20 protein-coding genes are annotated in these 21,475 nt (G+C 68.0%); 12 read left to right on the top strand and 8 right to left on the bottom strand.

Annotated features, from left to right (window positions below):
* Positions 1 to 232 precede the first annotated feature (232 nt).
* The 6 genes from ACFV4R_RS14805 (at position 233) to ACFV4R_RS14780 (ending at position 6,560) form a co-directional block, all read left to right on the top strand.
* Positions 233 to 1,369: an ABC transporter substrate-binding protein gene (locus ACFV4R_RS14805; RefSeq protein ID WP_377203184.1), complete on the top strand. Its 1,137-nt coding sequence runs from the start codon at positions 233 to 235 to the stop codon at positions 1,367 to 1,369.
* Positions 1,370 to 1,396: 27 nt separating this feature from the next.
* A complete protein-coding gene (locus ACFV4R_RS14800; RefSeq protein WP_377203143.1) occupies positions 1,397 to 2,122 on the top strand; it encodes an ABC transporter ATP-binding protein in 726 nt (241 codons plus the stop codon).
* Positions 2,112 to 3,065, top strand: a complete 954-nt coding sequence (locus ACFV4R_RS14795) for an ABC transporter permease (protein WP_377203142.1) — start codon at positions 2,112 to 2,114, stop codon at positions 3,063 to 3,065. Before ACFV4R_RS14800 ends, ACFV4R_RS14795 begins: the two co-directional genes overlap by 11 nt.
* Before the next feature lie 90 nt (positions 3,066 to 3,155).
* Positions 3,156 to 3,641, top strand: coding sequence for an SRPBCC family protein (locus tag ACFV4R_RS14790; RefSeq protein ID WP_377203141.1), 486 nt, complete (start codon positions 3,156 to 3,158; stop codon positions 3,639 to 3,641).
* A 74-nt stretch (positions 3,642 to 3,715) separates the two neighbouring features.
* Positions 3,716 to 4,993, top strand: a complete 1,278-nt coding sequence (cobA, locus tag ACFV4R_RS14785; RefSeq protein WP_377203140.1) for a uroporphyrinogen-III C-methyltransferase — start codon at positions 3,716 to 3,718, stop codon at positions 4,991 to 4,993.
* Positions 4,994 to 5,093: 100 nt separating this feature from the next.
* The gene (locus tag ACFV4R_RS14780) at positions 5,094 to 6,560 is read left to right on the top strand and encodes an FAD-dependent oxidoreductase (protein WP_015937972.1); all 1,467 of its coding nucleotides are present in this window, start codon (positions 5,094 to 5,096) and stop codon (positions 6,558 to 6,560) included.
* An 83-nt stretch (positions 6,561 to 6,643) separates the two neighbouring features.
* Here ACFV4R_RS14780 and ACFV4R_RS14775 read toward each other — a convergent pair whose 3' ends face one another.
* From ACFV4R_RS14775 to ACFV4R_RS14765, 3 genes are read right to left on the bottom strand one after another with little or no spacing between them, the layout of a single operon-like run.
* Complete coding sequence (locus tag ACFV4R_RS14775) at positions 6,644 to 7,864, bottom strand: SRPBCC domain-containing protein (RefSeq protein WP_377203139.1); 1,221 nt, start codon at positions 7,862 to 7,864, stop codon at positions 6,644 to 6,646.
* A gap of 28 nt (positions 7,865 to 7,892) precedes the next feature.
* Positions 7,893 to 8,723 (bottom strand): DUF1206 domain-containing protein, encoded by an 831-nt coding sequence (locus ACFV4R_RS14770; RefSeq protein WP_377203138.1) that lies wholly within the window; start codon positions 8,721 to 8,723, stop codon positions 7,893 to 7,895.
* Positions 8,724 to 8,726: 3 nt separating this feature from the next.
* A complete protein-coding gene (locus tag ACFV4R_RS14765; RefSeq protein ID WP_377203137.1) occupies positions 8,727 to 9,017 on the bottom strand; it encodes a hypothetical protein in 291 nt (96 codons plus the stop codon).
* 155 nt (positions 9,018 to 9,172) lie between these two features.
* Between ACFV4R_RS14765 and ACFV4R_RS14760 the strand changes: the two genes are divergently transcribed.
* Positions 9,173 to 9,709, top strand: coding sequence for a hypothetical protein (locus tag ACFV4R_RS14760; protein WP_377203136.1), 537 nt, complete (start codon positions 9,173 to 9,175; stop codon positions 9,707 to 9,709).
* Between the two features lie 94 nt (positions 9,710 to 9,803).
* Here ACFV4R_RS14760 and ACFV4R_RS14755 read toward each other — a convergent pair whose 3' ends face one another.
* The 3 genes from ACFV4R_RS14755 to ACFV4R_RS14745 form a co-directional block, all read right to left on the bottom strand.
* Entirely contained in the window at positions 9,804 to 10,967 is a 1,164-nt protein-coding gene (locus ACFV4R_RS14755) for an AI-2E family transporter (protein ID WP_377203135.1), read from the bottom strand.
* A 109-nt stretch (positions 10,968 to 11,076) separates the two neighbouring features.
* The gene (locus tag ACFV4R_RS14750; protein WP_377203134.1) at positions 11,077 to 11,757 is read right to left on the bottom strand and encodes a FadR/GntR family transcriptional regulator; all 681 of its coding nucleotides are present in this window, start codon (positions 11,755 to 11,757) and stop codon (positions 11,077 to 11,079) included.
* Positions 11,758 to 11,763: 6 nt separating this feature from the next.
* Positions 11,764 to 12,990 (bottom strand): CynX/NimT family MFS transporter, encoded by a 1,227-nt coding sequence (locus tag ACFV4R_RS14745; RefSeq protein WP_377203133.1) that lies wholly within the window; start codon positions 12,988 to 12,990, stop codon positions 11,764 to 11,766.
* A 151-nt stretch (positions 12,991 to 13,141) separates the two neighbouring features.
* On the opposite strand from ACFV4R_RS14745, the gene ACFV4R_RS14740 reads away from it, so the two are divergent.
* Positions 13,142 to 14,764, top strand: a complete 1,623-nt coding sequence (locus ACFV4R_RS14740; protein ID WP_377203132.1) for a CHAD domain-containing protein — start codon at positions 13,142 to 13,144, stop codon at positions 14,762 to 14,764.
* Between the two features lie 71 nt (positions 14,765 to 14,835).
* Here ACFV4R_RS14740 and map read toward each other — a convergent pair whose 3' ends face one another.
* Positions 14,836 to 15,618 (bottom strand): type I methionyl aminopeptidase, encoded by a 783-nt coding sequence (gene map / locus ACFV4R_RS14735; RefSeq protein WP_377203131.1) that lies wholly within the window; start codon positions 15,616 to 15,618, stop codon positions 14,836 to 14,838.
* A 114-nt stretch (positions 15,619 to 15,732) separates the two neighbouring features.
* On the opposite strand from map, the gene ACFV4R_RS14730 reads away from it, so the two are divergent.
* Positions 15,733 to 16,032, top strand: a complete 300-nt coding sequence (locus ACFV4R_RS14730; protein WP_377203130.1) for a helix-turn-helix domain-containing protein — start codon at positions 15,733 to 15,735, stop codon at positions 16,030 to 16,032.
* A gap of 36 nt (positions 16,033 to 16,068) precedes the next feature.
* Here ACFV4R_RS14730 and ACFV4R_RS14725 read toward each other — a convergent pair whose 3' ends face one another.
* Entirely contained in the window at positions 16,069 to 17,505 is a 1,437-nt protein-coding gene (locus tag ACFV4R_RS14725) for a PucR family transcriptional regulator (protein WP_377203129.1), read from the bottom strand.
* Positions 17,506 to 17,671: 166 nt separating this feature from the next.
* On the opposite strand from ACFV4R_RS14725, the gene ACFV4R_RS14720 reads away from it, so the two are divergent.
* From ACFV4R_RS14720 to ACFV4R_RS14710, 3 genes are all read left to right on the top strand, one after another.
* The gene (locus ACFV4R_RS14720; RefSeq protein WP_377203128.1) at positions 17,672 to 19,102 is read left to right on the top strand and encodes an aminobutyraldehyde dehydrogenase; all 1,431 of its coding nucleotides are present in this window, start codon (positions 17,672 to 17,674) and stop codon (positions 19,100 to 19,102) included.
* A 14-nt stretch (positions 19,103 to 19,116) separates the two neighbouring features.
* Entirely contained in the window at positions 19,117 to 20,487 is a 1,371-nt protein-coding gene (gene gabT, locus ACFV4R_RS14715; RefSeq protein WP_377203127.1) for a 4-aminobutyrate--2-oxoglutarate transaminase, read from the top strand.
* Positions 20,488 to 21,047: 560 nt separating this feature from the next.
* The gene (locus tag ACFV4R_RS14710) at positions 21,048 to 21,473 is read left to right on the top strand and encodes a hypothetical protein (protein ID WP_377203126.1); all 426 of its coding nucleotides are present in this window, start codon (positions 21,048 to 21,050) and stop codon (positions 21,471 to 21,473) included.
* Positions 21,474 to 21,475: the final 2 nt, after the last annotated feature.

The following is a 21,475-nucleotide window of genomic DNA, read 5'->3' as shown; positions in this document are numbered from 1 at the left end:
TCCCCGCAACGTTCCAGCGATTTCGCGTTTCCAGACCGTTTCGGCGGCACCGTTCCGGTGCGGCACATGCTGCGCGGGTTGGTCAACGTTAAGGGCAGCCGGCGCGTCAAAACCCGGCGACTGTGCGACTGAATATGACGCCGCATGAACCCGCGTGACCCTCCGTTGAGGCTCCATTGAACGGCTTTGGGCCACTCCCTATGGTGAAACAATGACTAGTTCCAAGCCCGGGATGACCCGCATCGTGGCAGGCGAAAGCGCGGTTCCCAAGCGCAAGCGTGCCATCGAGGCCGCCCTGGCCATCGGGCTGGTCCTGCTGATCGCTGTTGGCGCCGTGGTGGCCTCCTCCGTTGCCCGTAACACCGAGGCCCAGGCAGCCGAACCGACGCCGGCGGCGGCGCTGAAGCTCGGCTACTTCGGGAATGTGACGCACGCCCCCGCGCTGGTGGGCATCAAGAAGGGTTTCCTGGCCGAAGCCCTCGGCAGCACCCAGCTGAGCACGGAATCGTTCAACGCCGGCCCCGCCGCCATCGAGGCGCTCAATGCCGGCGCCATCGACGCCGCCTACATCGGCCCCAACCCGGCCATCAACTCCTTCGTCAAAAGCTCCGGCCAGTCCGTGAAGGTCATCGCCGGCGCAGCCGCAGGCGGGGCCCAACTGGTGGTTAAGCCGGGGATCAGCTCCGCCGCGGACCTCAAGGGCAAGACCCTGGCCTCCCCGCAGCTTGGCGGCACCCAGGACGTGGCCCTCCGCGCCTGGCTCTCCGGGCAGGGATACAAGACCAACGTGGACGGCAGCGGCGACGTCGCCATCAACCCCACGGACAACGCCCAGACGCTCAAGCTGTTCCAGGACGGAAAGCTCGACGGCGCGTGGTTGCCTGAGCCGTGGGCCTCACGCCTGGTGCTCCAGGCCGGTGCCAAGGTCCTGGTGGATGAGAAGGACCTGTGGGACGGGACCGGCACGGGCAAGCCCGGCGAGTTCCCCACCACCATCCTGATCGTCAACCAGAAGTACGCCGCCGACCACCCGGACACCGTCAAGGCATTGCTGGCCGGCCACGCAAAGTCCGTCGCCTGGCTCAACGAAGCTCCGGAGGCCGAGAAGGCCAGCGTCATCAACGAGGGCCTGCAGGAGTCTGCCGGCGCCACACTCGCCGACGACGTCCTGGCCCGCTCGCTGGCCAACATCACCTACACCCTTGACCCGCTGGCGGGCAGCTACCCCCGGCTGCTGCAGGATGGCGTCGAAGCCGGGACCACCAAGCAGGCCGACCTCAACGGGCTGTTCGACCTCCGCGCCCTCAACGAGGTTGCCGCCGCTACCGGCACCAGCAAGATTTCAGCAGCCGGCCTCGGCCAGGACTGAACCACCCCACTACCTAAGGACGGCACCATGCCAGTCGTACTGGAAAACCTGGGCAAGCGCTTCGGCGACGGCGCCCCGGTGCTGGACGACGTCAACGCCACCATCGGGAAAGGCGAATTCGTCGCCCTCCTCGGTGCGTCCGGCTGCGGCAAATCCACCCTGCTGAACATCATCGCCGGACTGGAAGCGCCGTCGTCGGGCGCCCTCGAAGTTCCCAGCGACGGCGCAGCGTTCATGTTCCAGGACGCCGCCCTGTTCCCCTGGCTGACAGCACGGGAAAACATCGAGCTGGCCCTCAAGCTGCGCGGCGTAGGCAAAGCCGACCGGCGGACCAAGGCGCAGGAACTCCTGGAACTGGTCCACCTGGGCACGGCGGGGGACAAGCGTCCGCACGAGCTGTCCGGAGGCATGCGCCAGCGCGTCTCGCTGGCCCGTTCACTCGCCCAGGACCGGCAGCTGCTGCTCATGGACGAGCCGTTCGCCGCCCTGGACGCCATCACCCGCGACCTGCTGCACGACGAGCTCGAGCGCATCTGGAAGGAAACCGGACGCACCATCGTCTTCGTCACCCACAACGTCCGCGAAGCCGTCCGGCTGGGGCAGCGCGTGCTGCTGCTTTCGTCCCGCCCCGGCCGCGTGGTCCAGGAATGGGACGTCACCGAGGAACACCGAACCGACGCCGGGCTCGCCGGCCAGCTCACCGGGGTCATCACCGCCCGGCTGCGTGAGGAGATTCGCCGCCATGCCAAGTAACACCACACCCCTTGCAGAAACGGAGCCGGTCGCTGCACCGGGCGGGACTGAGCATGTGCATGCCGCTTTGACGCGGACGTCCACCGGCAAGGAGGACCTTCGGGAGCTCGAATCGGGGCTCGATTCACTGCAGTCCGACGCCGAGCGCAAGCACCGCGTCGACTGGAGCCGCATCCTCCTGCCCGTGGCCGCCCTGGTGGTCCTGGTGCTCGTCTGGCAGTTCTACGTCTCCCTGGGCGTGAAGCGCCGCGACCTGGTGCCCGGCCCGCTGGACGTGGCGGGCCAGATGGGTGTCCTGTGGACCGAAGGCAAGCTGCAGGAAGCCATGTGGACCTCGCTGCAGCGCGGGCTGGTGGGCTTCCTGATTTCGGTGGCCATCGCTACTCCGGTGGGGCTGCTGCTGGCCCAGGTTGCACCGCTGCGCCGGGCTTTTGGACCCCTGATTTCCGGGTTGCAGGTACTGCCCTCCGTGGCCTGGGTTCCCGCTGCCATCATCTGGTTCGGCCTCACCGACGCCACCGTCTACTTCGTGGTGTTCATGGGCGCCATCCCCTCCATCATCAACGGGCTGATCTCCGGCGTGGACCAGATCCCGCCGCAGTTCCGCCGGGTGGGAACCGTCCTCGGCGCCAACCGGCTGCAGATGGCCCTGCAGGTGGTCCTGCCGGCCGCGCTGCCCGGGTACCTGGGTGGCCTCAAGCAGGGCTGGGCCTTCTCCTGGCGCTCCCTCATGGCCGCGGAAATCATCGCCGTGGGCGGCACCATCGGCTTCGGCCTCGGCTCGCTGCTCGACCAGGGCCGCGCGCTGTCCGACATGACAGTGGTGATGTCAGCGATCCTGCTGATCCTCGGCGTCGGCATCCTCATCGAACTGCTGGTGTTCGCGCCCATCGAGAAGCGCCTCCTGCGCCGCCGCGGCCTGCTGGCCGGCAGCACCCGCTGACCCAACACCTTCCCAACGCACCGCATGAGCCCGACGGCGACCTCCCGCCGTCGGGCTCTTTGCTGCTTCGCGCCATGGCAGACTGGCGCCATGACCGTCAGCTTCGTGTGCCGCACCGAGTCCCCGCTTCCAGTGGAGCAGCTGTTCGACCGGGCCCGCAGCATCGACCTGCACGTGGATTCCCAGCGGACCTCGGGGGAGCGGGCCGTAGCGGGAATCACCGAAGGACTGATCGGCAGCGGCCAGGAGGTCACCTGGCGGGCACGGCACTTCGGCGTCCCCCTCACCATGACCAGCCGGGTCACGCACCTGGACTTCCCCCGCAGCTTCACGGACGAGCAGGTGAAGGGCCCCTTCAAGGCCTTCCGGCACGTCCACGACTTCGAAGCCACGGCCACCGGCAGCATCATGACGGACCGGGTGGAGTTCAGTGCCCCGTTGGGCGCCGCGGGCCGCGCCGTGGAACGCCTCGTCCTCGGGCGCTACCTGGAACGGCTCATCCGGGACCGCGGCCGGTTCCTCGCGGCCGCGGGACAGGACGGCAGCAGGCACGACGGCGGCAGCCCGGCTATGTGACGCAGCGTTACCTTACGTGAACTGGTGTTGCTGATCCTTTGTGGGCCATTGTGACGCAGCCCTACCGTTGATCCATGGCAATTCAGGATATTTACCCCACGGCGCTGCGGCTGCTCGGCCGCCCCGTGCTGGTGGTGGGCGGCGGACCCGTGGCCACCCGCCGCGCCAAGGGGTTGCTCGACGCCGGTGCCCTGGTCACCGTCGTGGCACCCGTTGCCTCTCCCGCGCTGCAGGACATGGCCGGCGCCGGCCTGCTCACCTGGGCAGCGCGCCCCTACGAATCCACGGACGTCGACGGCGCGTGGTTCGTCCAGACAGCCACCGGGAATCCCGCCGTGGACGCCCAGGTATCCGCCGACGCCGAGGCGCAACGCGTCTGGTGCGTTAACGCCTCGGACCACGAAGCATCCGCCGCCTGGACGCCCGCCGTCGCCGTGGTGGATGACGTCAAGATCGCCGTAAACGCCGGCGGAGACCCGCGCCGCGCCATGGCCGTCCGGGACGCCGTGGCCACCGCCCTCGAAACCGGGGACCTTCCGCTCCGCCGCCGCCGAGCCCACCGCGGCTCCGTTGCCCTGGTGGGCGGCGGCCCCGGCGATACCGGCCTCATCACCGTCCGCGGCCGCCGGCTCCTGGGCCAGGCCGACGTCGTGGTTGCCGACCGCCTGGGCCCCCGGGAACTCCTCAACGAACTCGCCCCGGACGTCCGCGTCATCGAAGTGGGCAAAACCCCAGGCCACCACCCCGTTCCGCAGGCGGACATCAACCGCATCCTCGTCGAGGAAGCCCTGAAGGGCCACCGGGTGGTCCGTCTCAAGGGCGGCGACCCCTACGTCCTGGGCCGCGGCGGCGAGGAAGCCGAACACTGCCGCCGGCACGGCGTCGAGGTTGAAGTGGTTTCCGGCGTCACGTCCGCCATCTCGGTACCCGCGGCGGCAGGCATCCCTGTCACCCACCGCGGCCTCGCCAAGGGCTTCAGCGTGGTCACCGGCCACGAAGAACTGTCCGAAGTTCCCGCCCGCGCAGACCACACGATCGTCCTGCTCATGGGAGTGGGCCAGCTCCGTGAGTCGGCATCTGCGCTGGGCGAAGCCGGGCTGCCCGCCGGGACCCCAGTTGGTATCGTGGAAAACGGCTATTTGCCGGACCAGCGTGTCACCATCGGAACGCTCGGTTCCATTGCGGACCAGGCCGAAGCCGCCGGCGTCGCGAATCCCGCAGTGATTGTCATCGGTGACGTGGTGCGCGTGAGCCCGTTCGCGCCGTCGCACTTCAAAACCGCTGACTACAGCACCACCAGCCCCAACCAGCCCCGCAAGACCCCAAGCCCCACCCGCGTCCTCACTACCTAGCCCCCTCACCCAACTAGGTAGCAGTAACTGCCGTTATGAGCGGTCAAAACGGCAGTTAGTGCTACCTAGTTGGGCAGGAACGAAGAAAAGGAACACAGCCGTGTCATCTAGCACCACCGTAGGCTCTGCCGAGCGTCCGCTGCGCGTCGCCGTCGTGGGTTCCGGCCCGGCCGGCGTCTACGCCGCGGACATCCTCACCAAGAGCGAGGCCGTCAAGAGCGGCGAGCTGACCGTGAGCATCGACCTCTTTGACCGCTACCCGGCACCCTACGGCCTGATCCGCTACGGCGTGGCCCCGGACCACCCCCGCATCAAGGGCATCGTCAACGCCCTGCACAAGGTGCTGGACCGCGGCGACATCCGCTTCTTCGGCAACGTGGACTACGGCACGGACCTCACCATCGAGGACCTCCGCACGCACTACGACGCCGTCATCTTCGCCACCGGCGCCATCAAGGACGCGGACCTGAACATCCCGGGCATCGAGCTGGACGGTTCCTACGGCGGCGCGGACTTCGTGTCCTGGTACGACGGCCACCCGGACGTCTCCCGTGAATGGCCGCTGGAGGCCAAGGAAATCGCCGTGCTCGGCAACGGCAACGTGGCCCTGGACGTGGCCCGGGTCCTGTCCAAGCACGCCGATGACCTCCTGGTCTCCGAGATCCCGGACAACGTCTACGCGGGCCTGAAGAACTCTCCCGTCACCGACGTGCACGTCTTCGGCCGCCGCGGCCCGGCCCAGGTGAAGTTCACCCCGCTGGAACTGCGCGAGCTGTCCCACTCCAAGGACGTGGACATCATCCTGTACCCGGAGGACTTCGAGTTCGACGAGGAATCGGACCGCCAGATCCAGACGAACAACCAGACCAAGACCATGGTGGGCACGCTCACCAACTGGATCGCCGAGCAGCCCGAGGACGTCTCCGAGCTCAAAGCGTCCCGCCGCCTGCACCTGCACTTCCTGCACAGCCCGGTGGAGATCTACGACGACGCCGATGCCCCCGGCAAGGTGGCCGGCATCAAGTTCGAGCGCACCGAGCTGGACGGCACGGGCAACGCCCGCGGCACCGGCGAGTTCGTGGACTACCCGGTCCAGGCCGTGTACCGCGCCATCGGCTACTTTGGTTCCGCCCTTCCGGACGTGGAGTTCGACCACAAGAAGGGCGTTGTGACGAACGACGGCGGCCGCGTCCTGGACGCCGACGGCAACCACGTGCCGGGCATCTACGCCACCGGCTGGATTAAGCGCGGACCCGTCGGCCTGATCGGCCACACCAAGGGCGACGCCCTCGAGACCGTCACCTACCTCCTCGAGGACCGCGAAAACCTGCCCGTTGCCGCGGCACCCGCCGAGGACGCCGTCGTCGAACTCCTGGACGCCCGCGGCGTGAAGTTCACCAGCTGGGAAGGCTGGCTGGCCCTGGACGCCCATGAGCTCGCCCTCGGTGCCGCAGCCACCGAAGCCGGCGGATCGCACGGCGTGGAGGTCAAGCGTGAGCGCATCAAGGTGGTGCCGCGCGAGGACATGGTTGCCATTTCCCGCGACGGCGTCGCAGCGCAGGTCTAACGCCCGTTCAAAGGCCCGCGGAACCTCCCGGTTCCGCGGGCCTTTGCCGTTAACCGGGCCGCCCGGCCCTTAACCCCGCTGCGCTATTTGCCCGCACCGCCGGCCGCCATCAGTTCCAGCCGGCGGAGGGTCTCCCGGTTGCGGGCGGAAATGGCGGCGTCCCGAAGGACCTTGGGTACCAGCTTGCCGGGTCCGCGGATGGCGTCTTCGGCGATGGTCACGCGGCAGCCGTCCCCGGCCTCTTCAAGGGTGATCTCCACCTTGGCCTCGCCCATCGGCCAGCCCCGGGCCACCAGCTCCAGCGAACGGCCCGGCTCCACGGCGGACACGCGGGAGCTGTCATCGATCACCAGCGGCCAGGCGCCCACGGAGTGGTGCAGCCGGGATCCCACCTGTGGCCAGTCGGCGTCCACATCCCGGATGCGTGACGCGCCGACCACCCAGCCGGAGTACAGCCAGCCGTCGGCAATGACCCGCCAGACGTCGGCAGGCGGGGAGCTGAAGTGCTGCGAAACGGTGGACATGGCGTTCCTTCCGGTTGCGGGGGTGCTGGCGTTGCTTTGTTTGGGCCGTTCCGGCTGCCCGCCCGCGCGGCGTCCGACGGCGGGTGGTGCGGTCCGTTGGGCTGCACGGTACGAGGGCTTCCGCAGGCGCCGGGTCCATGCGTAGGCCTGCGCCCCCGGCGGCTGGTTTCCGAGCGGATCGTACCGCAGGGGAGTGTCCGTTGGATGGGGTGCGGCGTGCAGCCGCAGCTCGCCGCACTCCCGCCATCGCCCTGACGGGGTGGCCCAGTGCAGTCCCAGGACCCACTCGCCAGACGCGAGGGATCCGGGTGGGAGGCTGCGGGTGCGCAGGCCCAGGAGGACAGGGCCCTGCCGGCCGCGGTAGGGCATCAGCGTGGTCATGGTGGCGCCGGCAACGTCCAGCCGCGGCCGCAGCAGGAAACGCCAAGGCACCCGCCACCCGGTGGAGGCGAACAGGACATCCGCCGGGCCGGGAGGGGCGTCGCCGTCAGCGGCAGGGGTCACCCTGAGTGCGAGCCCCAGGATGTCGGGCAGCGTCTGGGGCAGCCCTACTGAGCGTGAGAAGCGGGCTTCCACGGCATCCACTCCGGCGTTGTCGAGCCAGTCGATGCCGCTCGGGGCTGCGGGGCTGCCGGTACGGGTGAGTTCGCCGGACAGGCCGAGCCCGTGTGGATGGATGGGCCGCTCCGGCCGGGCAACCTTCAGGAGCCGGAACAGGGCGGCGAACGCCTGCCCGGCGCTGCGTGTGGCGGCGGGTGCGCCGCCCGGGTGCTGGGTCATATGTACTCCCTACCCATAATCACGCGGGCTACATGTGTCCGAACCGGGCCCGGATCAGGGCGAAGATGCCGTAGGCGATGAAGCCGGCACCGATGGCCACCAGCAGGTAGGGGCCGAAGGGGTGGTCGCGCAGGGCCTGGAGGCTTCCGTCCAGCCCGGTGGACTCTTCCGGGCTGTGCTTGGCCGCGGCGATGATGAACAGCAGCCCGGTGAGGCCGAGGGCGATGCCTTTGGCGATGTGCCCTACCACGCCCAGGCTGTCGACGATCCTGCCGCGCCTGGTCCCGTTGAAATGAAAGAGTTCCTCTTTCTTGAAGCCGCGGGTGACTCCCTTGACCACAAAGTAGACGGCGATCCCGATGATCGTCAGCCCCAACGCCACGAGCACCCACGGTCCCAGCGGATGGCCCATCAGTGCTGCACTGAAGTCCCGCGTGCTGTCCCCGGAATCCCCGCGAAGCCCCACGGCGAAGCCGGCAAAGCTGAGCCCCACGCTGCCGTAGGCGATGGCCAGGAAGCCGGAGGACACCAGTTTTGCCACACGTTCCTTGCGTGGTTCGCCGCGCATCCGGAGGGTGGCCTCGCTGGCCTGCCACAGGGACAGCCCGGTGCAGGCCGCAACGCAGGCCCACATGACCGCAGGGCCCCAGGGATTGGCGGCCAGCTGTTCAATGGCTCCGGTGGCGTCCGCCTGGCCGGGTTGGCCGAAGGCAATGGCCACGGCGATGGCTCCCACGATCACATGCAGCAGGGCCATGACCGCGAAGCCCAGCCGGGCCAGGACGTCCAGGACTTTGTGGTTCGACGCTTCCTCGACGGCGTCTGCCGCCTGGCTGAGCGTGGATTCGCCATCGGACACAGGTCAGCCGTTCATGGGCCCTTCGGCGCGCAGCTTCTCCGCGCCGGGTCCTGCGACGTGGACGGTGCAGCGGACCACCAGGCGGCCCGGCGCGTTGTCCAGCTCCACCAGGGAATCGTTGCCGCTGAGGACTGTGAAGACCTCCGAGCCTGCCACCACGTCCACGTGCTTGGCCTGTGCGGTCTCGCGGGCGTTGCGGAGCGCCTCGTCCTGGAGCCCGCCAACGTACGTGCCATCACTTTCGCGGGCCGGGTCGCCGAAGGCCCAGCCGAACAATGTCCCTGTGTTTCCCATGGCCACGATATTACGCGTTCCGGCCGACAGGGACGGGCTTTCGTAACATTAGTAAGTGTGCTTACCATAGGCGGACGTGGCCATGGGTGGGTCACGGACAGCCAACGCCGCTCCGGCGGCAGCTCGGAACCAGTTCAACGTTAGGAATGTACAACATGGCAGGAAACCTCATTGCCCGGTCAGTCCACGATCTGACGGCAGCAGCATGGTTCGGCGGCTCATTGATGGGCGCCATCGGATTGAACGGCGCGGCAGCGGAAGCAAAGGACCCCTCCGAACGCACCCGGCTCTCGAGCGCGGGCTGGATGCGGTGGGCTCCCGTCCAGACGGCAGCGTTCGCCACGCACCTCGCCGCCGACCTCGCCATAGCCTTCGAGAACAAGGGCCGGATCGCCAAGCAGGACGGCGTTGCCCGGGACACGGTCATCAAGACCGCCGTGACCCTGGCAGGCGCGGCCGTCACGCTGTATTCCGGCATCCTCGGCAAGAAGGTGGAAAAGCTTGCCGGTGAAGGGTCCGAAGGTGCCACCGAACCGCGGCCCGGCGCGTCCGATGAACTGAAGGCCGCGCAGCAGCAGCTCAAGGCCCTCCAGTGGGTCATCCCCGCCTTTGCCGGGGCGGTGGTTGTCCTCGGCGCCAAGCATGGCGAGATGCAGCGGCCCAAGAACGTCTTCGCCGGCCTGCAGCGGTGACCTTGGCAGTGCCCGCCCCCTGACGCCGGGGAGGCATACGACGACGGCCCCGCACCTTTCGTGACAAAGGTGCGGGGCCGTCGTCGTGCGTCAGCTACTTCGCGGCGGTCCCGCCAACCATCCGGTCCTGCCCGGCGGCCCGGCCGTCGTCGGAGGTCCACACTTTGATGATGGCCCAGGCGACGGCCGTGATTGGAACGGCCAGGACCGCCCCCACAATGCCGGCCAGGAGGGTGCCTGCGGTGAGGGCAAGAAGAATGACCAGGGCGTGCAGTTGCAGGGACTTGCCCATGACCACCGGCTGAAGCAGGTTGCCCTCAAGCTGGTTGACGGCCACCACTACTGCCACCACGATCAGCGCCACCACCGGACCGTTGGCCACGAGGGCCACCAGCGCTGCGAGGATGCCCGCCATGGTGGCGCCAACAATCGGAATAAACGCGCCAATGAAAATGACCATGGCCAGGGGCAACGCCAGCGGAACCTGCAGGATCAGCAGTGCGGCACCGATCCCCACCGTGTCCACCAGTGCCACAATCGCTGTTCCGCGGACGTAGCCGCCCAGCACTTCCTGGCTCCGGGTGCCCACGCGGCGCAGGCGGCTGGCGCGCTCACCCGTGAAGGGGCTGATCAGGAAGTTCCAGATCCGCTCGCCGTCCTTGAGGAAGAAGAAGAGGATGACCACCAGGAGCACGGCCCCGGTGAGGAATTCCGTCACCACGGACAGGCCGGTAATGGCGCCGGAGCGGGCCTGGCTGCTGGTGGCGAAGTCCACGATCGCGTCCCGGGCAGCATCGATCTGTGCTTCGTCGATCTGCAGAGGTCCGCTTTGAAGGAAGCTTTGCAGCTGGTCCAGTCCTGAGCTGGCCTGCTGGACCAGGTCGTCCCATTGGCTCCGGACCGAGAAGTAGATGACTGTGAAAACCCCGCCCAGGACCACCAGGAGGGACACGAAGGCGATCACCGTGGCGAGCGCATCGTTGATGCCGCGCCTTTTGAGGACGTTCACGAACGGGCTGATGGCGGCGGCCAGGATCAAGGCGATCAGCATGGGGATCACCAGCAGCTTGACCTGCAGGAGTGCGAACACCGCCACCACGGACACCGCCAGGATGAGCAGTGTCTGGGCTGCGCGGATGCCCACGCGGCCGTAGCCGTCACCCCACAGTTGCTGCGGGGTCTTGCTGCCACCTTCCGGGGTGGCGGGTGTTCCATGGTCGGAACACGTGCGGCGGTGTTGGCGGGAGAACAGGGCCATGGCGAGGGTCCTCAGGGGTTAGCGAATTCCACCGTGACGCGGTGGAAGAGGGGGAGCTGGATCAGCTAGTAAGCCTACTGACCGGTCCGGCCCAGGCGAAACGGGCTCCCTACGCGGTGAGCCATTCGGCGCAGGAGTTCAGGTTCCGGTTGACGGTGGCCACCGCGGCATCGGCGTCGCCGCGCTCAATCGCATCAACCAGGATGCTGTGCCCCTCGAGGGGAAGTCCGTCGAATCCCGGCCTTTTCTGCTGCGCCAGGAGGTCCTGGTGCAGTGCCGGGCCAAAGCTGACATACAGCTCATGCAGCAGGGGATTGCCGGACGCCTGCGCCACTTTCGCGTGGAAGCCCCAGTCTGCCGTTGCCCAGGCTTCGCAGTCCCCGCTGCGCCAGGCTTGGTCCCGGGCGGTGAGGAGCGCCCGGAGTGCCGTGACGTCGTCGGCCGTGGCGTGCTTGGCGGCGAGCCGGGCCGCTTGGGTGTCCAGGCCCAGCCGTACCTCCAGGATGTGTTCGGCGGTGTGGTCCTGGAACAGCCGGCGGGCGGCGCCGGAAATTTCGCTGGTGGCGCGGGCGTAGGTCCCATCGCCCCGCCGGACCTCCAGCATGCCGCTGTGCGCCAGGGCTTTGACCGCCTCGCGGAGCGTGCCGCGCGAAACGCCCAGGCGGGTTATGAGCTCGGATTCGGAGGGGATCCGCTGTTGGAGCGGCCACTCGCCGGAGTGGATCATGGCGCGCAGTTTGGCGGTGACCTCGTCGGCAAGCGGGGGCCGGACGGACGGGCTAAGGCTCATGGCTTGCTACTTTACTTTCCCGGACGTGAGCAGATGCGCCACCGCCATCTGCACCACGGCGAGCACCAGCAGCAGCGCCAGCGGCAGCGTCCACCCGCCGGTGGCACTGTGCAGCATGCCCATGCCGAACGGGCCGGCGGTGGCCAGGAGGTAGCCGGTGGACTGGGCCAGCGTGGACAGCGCCGTGGTTTCGGCAGTGTCCCTTCCGCTGCGGCTGATCATCACCATGACCAGCGGGAAAATGCCCAGCCCGAATCCCAGCAGCACTGCTGGAATGAGCGACAGGCTGACGGGCAGGAACAGCAGCAGCGCCACGCCCGCGGCCATGGTGGTGCTGACCAGGTAGAACGCTGGCCGCAGCATCCCGGGTCTGGAACCCAGCGCAATCAGCAGCACGCCGGCGGGTACGGACACCAGCTGCATCACGCCGAACATTAGGCCGCTTTCGGAGGCGTTGAGTCCCAGGGTGGTGAGCATGTAGGGGAACCAGCTGAGGAGTGCGTAGGCGAGCAGGGCCTGCAGCGTGAAGATTGCGGTGAGGAGTGCGCCCTTGCGGGTCCGCAGCAGCGGCCACGGCAAGGTGCCGCCGCCCGCGGGCCGTGCGCTGTGCCGGTGGGCGTGCAGTGTGACGGGCAGGAAGCCCAGCAGCGCGGCCAGGGCCATGATGCCGATGGAGCCCACCGCCGCGGACGGCGAGCCAAGGGCCTGTGCCAGCGGGACCACGGCCACGGACGTCAGGGTGCCGCCGGTGGTCATGGTGACCGTGTAGACCGCCGTCATCAGCGACGTGCGGGCCGCGAAGTGTTCGCGGATGAAGGATGGCATGGCCACGTTGCAAACAGCCAGTCCGGACATGCCCACCACGGTTCCGGCTACCAGCATTCCCGTCGCGGGAATGCCCCGCAGGAGGAGTCCGCCGGCCAGCAGGGCCAGGGAGAGCAGGATGGCCTTTTCCACGCCCACCTTGCCCGTCAGCCACGATGTCGCCGCGCCGGCCAGCGCGAAACACAGCGTGGGGATGGACGGGATGATCGCCGCCACCAGGGGGCCGTAGCCGAGCACCAGCTGCAGGTCGTGCAGCAGCGCGGACGCCCCCGTGATGCCGGCGCGCAGGTTCAGGCCGATGAGCACCAGGGCGATGACGCTGAACACGACGGCGGTGCGCGTCTTCGGCGCTGCCACTACGGGCGGAGGGGAAATGCGTGCGGCGGCTGGGGGTGGCGAGGCGGACATCTCTCCAGACTAAAGGTTAGACGTTTGATGTCTAGGGTTTTGTGGGGAAGCTCTCCCGGCCCCGCAGGTGGGGGCCATAGAATGCGAGCGGGAGCCCGGCGGCCCGGCCGGTACGGCCGCAGCCGGCACCGGACGCGTGGGAGGAGCGGTTGTGAAGGTTGTGCAGGCAGTGGAGGTCGAGAAGAAGTACGACGTCGGCGACGATGCCGAAGTGCCGCAGCTCCAGGATCTTCCCGGAGTAGCGAGGGTGGGCGAGCCCCGAACTGTCGATCTGGAAGCCGTCTATTTCGATACCGGCGAGCGGACCCTGCAGTCCCGCCGCATCACCTTGCGGCGGCGGACAGGAGGGGCCGACGCCGGATGGCACCTGAAGCTGCCGGCGGAAGCAGCGTCACGCCCCGAATCCGGCTCCCGGATGACGGCCCCCGAAGGTGCCGTTCGTGACGGCGCGGCCCCGGCGGCCGAAGCCCCGCGGCGACGCGAGTTGCACGCCCCTCTGGGCCAGCCCGACGTCGTACCCGACAGCCTGCTGGCCCATGTGCAGGCCTATGTGCGCGGGAACCCCCTCGTGCCCGTGGTTCGGCTGAAGACCGAACGGACAACCTACCCGCTCTACGGACCTGACGGCGTGCACCTGGCCGACCTGGCCGATGACAGGGTGGACGCCCAACCGCTCGGCGGCGCCACAGCCGCCAGCGCGAAGCACTGGCGCGAATGGGAACTGGAACTGGTCCATGGATCGGCCAGCCTCTTCGAACCTGCCGGCAAAGTCCTCGCCTCAGCCGGCGCCCGGCCGGCCGGCCATGCGTCCAAGCTGGCCAAGGCGTTGGGGGCAGGCCGAACCTTGAAGGCCCCGGGCGGCGCCACTGGTGGCGGCACCGCCCTGCTGGCGGGGAAGAAGGCTCCGGCAGCCGCCGTCGTCACCGTCTTCCTGGCGGGCCAGCTCAACCAGCTTCTTGAACACGACGCCGGAGTACGCCTGGAGGAGCCTGAGGCGATTCACGACATGCGCTCGGCCGCCCGCCGGATGCGGTCTGCGCTCGCCGCCTACCGCAAGCTCTACCGTGCAGTCCCCGTGCGTCGCCTGCGTGACGAGCTCTCATGGCTGGGCGGGGTGCTCGGTGCGCCCCGGGATGCTGAGGTGCTGCGCTCCCGTTTGCTGGGCCAGGTGGCTGGCCTGCCGCCGGGCGAGGGGACCGAAGCGGCCCGGGATTTCCTGGACCGCCGCGCGGGAGCAACGTTCGACGCCGGGTATCGGCTCCTTCAGGAGGCGCTGGCATCCGAGCGCTACTTCAAGCTCCTGGACAGCCTTGAGGATTTCCGGGACACCCCGCCGGTCCGCGGCACCGCCGTGGAGCCGGGGCGGCGCGCGGTGGCGAAAGCGGTGGACAAGGCGGCCAAGCGGATCCGGCGCTCCCATAAGGCGGCCTCGCACGCCCGCCGGGGAAGCGAGCGCGAAACCGCCCTCCACCAGGTCCGCAAGGATGCCAAACGGCTGCGGCATGTCGCAGAATCCGCGGCGGCCGTCAGCGGCAAACGCGCCCGGAAGGTGGCCAAGGCCGCGCACAGGCAGCAGAAGTTCCTCGGCGATTACCACGACGCCGTCATTGCCCGGGACCTGCTGGCCGGGCTGGGCTCCGAAGCGCCGCCGGCGGCCGCGGATCCGTTTGCGGCCCTGCTGGCCAGGCAGCATGAGCTGATGTCCGCCGCGGAGAAGAAGTACCGCAAGGCGCGCAGGAAGTCACGGGACCTCCTGCGGGGCGGCGTCCTCTAGCCCTTTTGCGCCATCACTTCGGGTCCCTAAAACCCTGTGTTAGGGACCCGATCTGGATAGTGCAACGGGGTTTAGGGGCGCGTTCCCGTGGGCAGCGTGAGGATCTCGGTCCCGTCCTCGGTGATGGCGATGGTGTGCTCGGTGTGGGCCGTCCGGCAGCCCGTGGCGCTGCGGAGCGTCCAGCCGTCCGCATCGGTGACGAGTTCGGCGGTATCGGCCATGATCCACGGCTCCAGGGCAAGCATCAGGCCGGGGCGGAGCTTGAAGCCGCGTCCGGGCCGGCCCATGTTGGGCACATGCGGGTCCTGGTGCATGGTGGAGCCGATGCCGTGGCCGCCGAACTGCCTGTTGATGGGGTAGCCGGCGTCGGTGAGGACGCGGCCGATGGCGTAGGAAACGTCTCCGATCTTGGCGTTCGGGCCGGCGGCGGCGATGCCTGCGGCGAGGGCGCGCTCGGTGGCATCGATCATGGCCACGCTTTCGGCCGGCCCTGAACCGCCCACCAGGAAGCTGATGGCGGCGTCGGCGGCAATGCCGTCCTTGACGACGGCGAGGTCAAGGGTCAGCAGGTCCCCGTCTGCCAGCGCGTAGTCGCGGGGGAGCCCGTGCAGCACGGCGTCATTGACGCCCGTGCAGATGTAGTGCCCGAACGGCCCGCGTCCAAAGGAGGGTGCGTAGTCCACGTAGCAGGATTCCGCGCCCGCCTCGGTAATCATCTCCGCTGTCCAGCGGTCGATCTCCAGCAGGTTCGTGCCCACAGTGGCCCGGCCCTTCATGGCCTGCAGGATGTCGGCCACCAGGGCGCCCGTGACCCGGGCCTTGGCGATCTCGGCGGGGTTGAGGATCTCGATCATGCGGTGCCCTTTCCGGTGGCAGGCTGGTTCCGTGGGTGGCTTCCCTGTGTTTCCAGCAGGGTTCACGGCCAATAACTATACCGGTCATATTATCCCGGTATTATTATTGGAACTATGGTCAGACTGCCGCTTACCCCCGAAGAAGTCCAGCGTGGACAGCGCCTCGGTGCGCTGCTGCGGCGTGCCCGGGGTGAGCGCTCGATGCTTGAGACTGCGCTTGACGCCCTGGTGTCTCCGGAGACCCTGCGAAAGATCGAGTCGGGCCGCGTGGCCACGCCTGCTTTCCCCACCATTGCGGCCATCGCCGACGTCCTGGGTCTTTCCCTCGACGCCGTGTGGGCCGAGATCAATGAACCGCCGCCAGGGGCCGGCCGGGCCACCGCACGCAGGGCTCCACAGCGGCTCGCGTCCTAGGCTTCTGCACCTGGCCCGCGCCCAGCGATCGGGCGGCTATTTCCCCTGCCGCGCGGACAGTCGGGCCACGGCCAGGGCAAGCCACAGCTGCACCCGGTCCGGCGTGACCGAGGGGTCGTACCCGGTCAGTTCGGTGATCTGGGCCAGCCGGTACCGGACGGTGTTTCGGTGCAGGGTGAGCTGCTCCGCCACGGCCGCCACCGAACCGTTATTGGTCAGGTAGCTCTCCAGTGTGGTCATCAGCTCGGCGCCGTGAGCGGCATCGAAGGCCCGCAGCGGGTTCAGCGATTCGTGGGCCATGTCCGCCAGGGGCACGTCCTCACTGGCCAGCAGGAGCGAGGTCAGGCTCAACCGTTCAGGCTCGTTGACCGGCAGCCCGTGGCCTGCGGCATCGCGGGCCTCGAAGTAGCTCCAGCGCAGGCCGTTCGGCTTCGTGTAGGCGCCGCCAATGCCGATGGTGGCGTGGATACCTGCCTCAGCCAGGTGGTCGCTGAGCTGGCGCGCCAGGGCCGGCGCCGCGCCGCCGTCGTCATTGATCACCACTACCAGGTCCTTGCCCACGACGGCGGCCACCGCGCCTTCCAGTGCGCGCGGAACCGATGTGCTCCCCAAGGCCTTGTGGTGGGCGGGGGAGACAGCCAGGAGGACGACGTTCTTGCGGGTGCTGTTGATGCCCACCCCGGCCAGCCTCCGCTGTGCCTCACTGGTCTCCAGGGCGCCGTGGATGACGTCCTCAAGCACCTGCCCACACAGGGCACGCTGCGCCTGCCGCTGCTTGACCATGTTGTTCAGTTCCACGCTGATGAGGTTCTGCGCATAGCCCACAATTCCCGTGTCCTCGAACGGCTGGCGGACCCAGAGCGTGCAGGCGTCGCGGCGGCCGGTGGGGATGGGAAAGGAGGACCAGGCATCGGCTGCGGGGGCGGCGGTGCTGCTGTTGTACAGCTGGGCCGTGAACTGCGTGAGCGCGATGTCCGTGCGGAGCATGCTGCCGAGCTGCTTGAGCAGTTCGGCGAGGCCGCCGCCGGTCAGCAGCGCACGGGCCAGGATCTGGTGCCCGGCGATCAGGCGTTCGAGCTTGGAATAGTGGTCCGCGGACTGCGCATCAGCCACCAGTTTGGTGATGGCGATGAAGGGGGTCTCGTACGGTACTTCCACCACGGGCAGGCCCCACCGGTTTGCCTCCGCCAGCAGCGCCGGCGGCACCGCATCGTGTGAGAGCCCCACCCCGAATCCGATCCCCACGGCCCCGGCCCGCTGGACCTGCCGGACAAAGCGGCGCTGCTCCGGTGCGGACTTCAATCTCAGCCCTGTGGTGAGGATCAGTTCGCCGCCGTTGAGGAACCGCTGCGGGTCCTCCAGCTCGGTGACGGCAACCCAGTTGATGTCCTGGTGCCAGGTGGTCTCGGCAACCCCTGCCTTGGACAGCTTCAGGGAGTTCACGCCCAGCAGGGCGGCGAGGGAAATGGCCATGGAACAAGGATACGGGGATGCTGGACAACCGCACTAAGCCCTTGCGCGAAGGGTGTGCAGGTGGCTATTCACTCGGGTTGGGGGCTGGCATAGGCTCAAGGCAGTTCCATCCATCCGCCGTGGTCTCCGCCGGGCGCGTTGGCCCCTAAGAAAGAGGTTGCACACCGTGGTCCAAACCTTGCAGAACTTCATCAACGGGAAGTTCGTCACTCCCGCCGGCACCGAGGTGCTGGACGTGGTCAACCCCACCAACGGGGAGGTCGTGGCGCACTCGCCCATCTCTGTGCAGGCGGACGTGGACGCCGCAATGACCGCTGCCGCGGAGGCGTTCAAGACCTGGAAGCACGCAACCCCCGGCCAGCGACAGCTGATGCTGCTCAAGCTCGCCGACGCCGTTGAGGCCAACAGCGACGAACTCGTCGAGGCCCAGCACCGCAACACCGGCCAGGTCCGCTCCCTGATCGCGTCCGAGGAAGTTGCCGCCGGCGCCGACCAGCTGCGGTTCTTCGCCGGTGCCGCCCGCATCCTTGAGGGCAAGTCAGCCGGCGAGTACTTCGAGGGCCACACCTCGTACGTCCGCCGCGAGCCCATCGGCGTGGTGGCCCAGGTGGCCCCGTGGAACTACCCGTTCCTCATGGCCATCTGGAAGATCGGCCCGGCCCTGGCAGCCGGCAACACCGTGGTCCTCAAGCCCTCGGACACCACCCCGGAGTCCACGCTGGTCCTCGCCCGGCTGGCCGGAGAGATCCTGCCGGCCGGCGTCCTGAACGTTGTCCTCGGCACCGGCAAGACCGGCGCCATGATGGTTGACCACAAGGTCCCCGGCCTGGTGTCCATCACAGGCTCGGTCCGAGCCGGCATTGCAGTCGCTTCCGGCGCCGCCAAGGGCCTCAAGCGCGCCCACCTGGAACTTGGCGGAAAGGCACCCGCCATCGTCTTCAAGGACGCCGACATCAAGAAGAGCGCCGCGGCCATCGCCGAGTTCGCCTTCTTCAACGCCGGCCAGGACTGCACCGCCATCACCCGCGTCCTGGTGGAGGATTCCGTGCACGACGACGTCGTCGCCGCCATGGTGGAGCACACCCGGACCCTGCACACCGGTTCCCAGAACGACGAAGACAACTACTTCGGCCCGCTGAACAACGTGAACCACTTCAACGCCGTCACGTCCGTGGTGGAGAACCTGCCGGCCAACTGCCGCATCGAAACCGGCGGCCACCGGGCGGGGGAGAAGGGCTACTTCTTCGAACCCACCATCATCACCGGCGCCAAGCAAACCGATGACGTGGTGCAGCAGGAGACCTTCGGCCCCGTCATCACGGTCCAGAAGTTCAGCACCGAGGAAGAAGCCGTGGAGCTGGCCAACGGGGTTGAATACGCCCTCGCCTCCAGCGTCTGGACCACCGACCACGGCACTGCCATGCGCCTCAGCCGGGACCTCGACTTCGGCGCTGTCTGGATCAACACCCACATCCTCCTCACCGCCGAAATGCCCCACGGCGGCTTCAAACAGTCCGGCTACGGCAAGGACCTCTCCATGTACGGCGTGGAGGACTACACGCGCATCAAGCACGTCATGTCCGCCCTCGACTCCTAGAAGGAAAACCCCTCATGACCACCACTGCAGCAGACATCACTTACCGCCTGGAGCAGAAGCGCCGCGTCCAGGCCGACTTCCCCGGCCCCAAGTCCGTGGCACTGACCGAACGCCGCAAGTCGGTCGTCGCAGCCGGCGTCGCCTCCAGCGTCCCGGTCTACGTGGCAGACGCTGACGGCGGCATCATCCAGGACGTGGACGGCAACTCCTTCATCGACCTCGGCTCGGGCATCGCGGTGACCAGCGTGGGAGCGTCCGATCCCGCCGTCGTCGGTGCCGTCAAGGAAGCCGTGGAGCACTTCACCCACACCTGCTTCATGGTCACGCCCTACGAAGGCTACGTGGCTGTCGCCGAGCAGCTGAACCGGCTCACCCCGGGCGACCACGAGAAGCGCACCGTCCTCTTCAACTCCGGCGCCGAGGCCGTGGAAAACGCGGTCAAGGTGGCCCGCCTGGCCACCGGGCGCGACGCCGTCGTGGCCTTCGACCACGCCTACCACGGCCGCACCAACCTCACCATGGCGCTGACCGCCAAGGCCATGCCGTACAAGACCAACTTCGGCCCCTTCGCCCCCGAGGTCTACCGCATGCCCATGAGCTACCCGTACCGCGAGGAAAACCCCTCGATCACCGGTGCCGAGGCGGCCAAGCGCGCCATCACTGCCATCGAGAAGCAGATCGGCGGCGACCAGGTGGCCGCGATCATCATCGAACCCATCCAGGGCGAAGGCGGCTTCATCGTCCCGGCCGAGGGCTTCCTGCCCGCACTGGCCGCCTGGGCCAAAGAAAAGGGCATCGTCTTCATCGCAGACGAAGTCCAGTCCGGCTTCTGCCGCACCGGTGAATGGTTCGCCGTCAACCACGAGGGCGTCATCCCGGACATCATCACCATGGCCAAGGGCATCGCCGGCGGCATGCCGCTGTCCGCCATCACCGGCCGGGCAGACCTGCTCGACGCCGTCCACCCGGGCGGTCTCGGCGGCACCTATGGCGGCAACCCGGTGGCCTGCGCTGCCGCGCTGGCTTCCATCGGCTCCATGGAGGAGTACGGCCTCAACGCCCGCGCCAAGCACATCGAGGAACTGGCCACCACCAGGCTCAGCGCCCTGCAGGAGGAGCTGGCCGGCGCCGGCTCCGCAGTGATCGGTGACATCCGCGGCCGCGGTGCCATGCTCGCCATCGAACTGGTCCACGCCGGCTCCAAGGAGCCCAACCCGGAACTGACCAAGGCCGTTGCCGCCGCCTGCCTGAAGGAAGGCGTCATCATCCTCACCTGCGGTACCTATGGCAACGTCATCCGGCTGCTCCCGCCGCTGGTCATCACCGATGAGTTGCTGAACGACGGCCTCGATGTCCTGGCCGCCGCCATCAAGGCCAACGCCTAACGAGCACCACGGCCAACGCCTGACGAGCACCACGGCCAACGCCTGACCAGCAGGCCGCTAAGCACCAAAGCAGCACCCCCGCACTGCGGGGGTGCTGCTTTGTGGTTAACAAGCATTTTCGCGTTTTCCGTGCCCTTCTACCGGGGTAACTACCCACTCCCCGCGCCGGGAAAGGCGGACTACCTAATGCCCCCTACTTGCCTGTCCGGCAAACACCTAACCACCCGGTAGTTAAGGCAGGTTGCGGTAAGTATCCCCAAGAATTTTTTGGAGTACTTGGTACTCGTGTTAACCATCCTCAGGTACTCGTAACTTGGACACACCGGGACCCGGAAAGCGGCCCCTGGAGTGCATCTTTGAGGAGTTTCCGGACAGCGAAGCCCCTCCACAATGACGAACGCCTCACAGCGAAGCGAGTAAGCGCGTACCAACATCCGGACGGCGGCACAGGGTTCGAGCGGCGGCAGCGGTATCGCCCGAAGCCGGCGAAGGACATCCTGCACAACACAGAGGGGAAACGACGCGATGCAGTTGTCGTACACAGCAAGGGAGGGCCTCCGATGAGGGACATCGAAAGCTTTGCAGTGCCTGCACAGGCTACCTTCGGCCGGGATGGGGCCATGTTCGAAGGCCTGCTCGATTTCGTAGCCCAGCTGAGCCTGGTGCTGTGGGGGCTGGTGGTCCTCACTGTGGTGATCCGATTCGTTGGCGTGGGCATGTACCGCAGGGGTGCCACCCGAAGGGCACTTGCCGCTGCGCTGGCGCCGCCCGTTCTGACGCCCGGTCCGGTGGCCGCCGCGGACACCCGGGCTGAGCGTTCCCCGGCCGGACTCATCGAGGTCATGGCGGCGGACGCCACCTTCAGGGAAGACCTGCAGCCGGCCGAGCTTCCTGCCGCCGTGGCCGCGCCCGTTCAGGTGCACCGCCGGATCTTCCGCAGCCGCCGCCGGCAGATGCCCGTGCTCGCCAGCTCCACGGAGGGGTAAGG

The organism is Pseudarthrobacter sp. NPDC059871, assembly GCF_042731175.1.
Lineage (GTDB): Bacteria > Actinomycetota > Actinomycetes > Actinomycetales > Micrococcaceae > Arthrobacter.
This window is presented reverse-complemented; position numbering and strand designations above follow the sequence as displayed.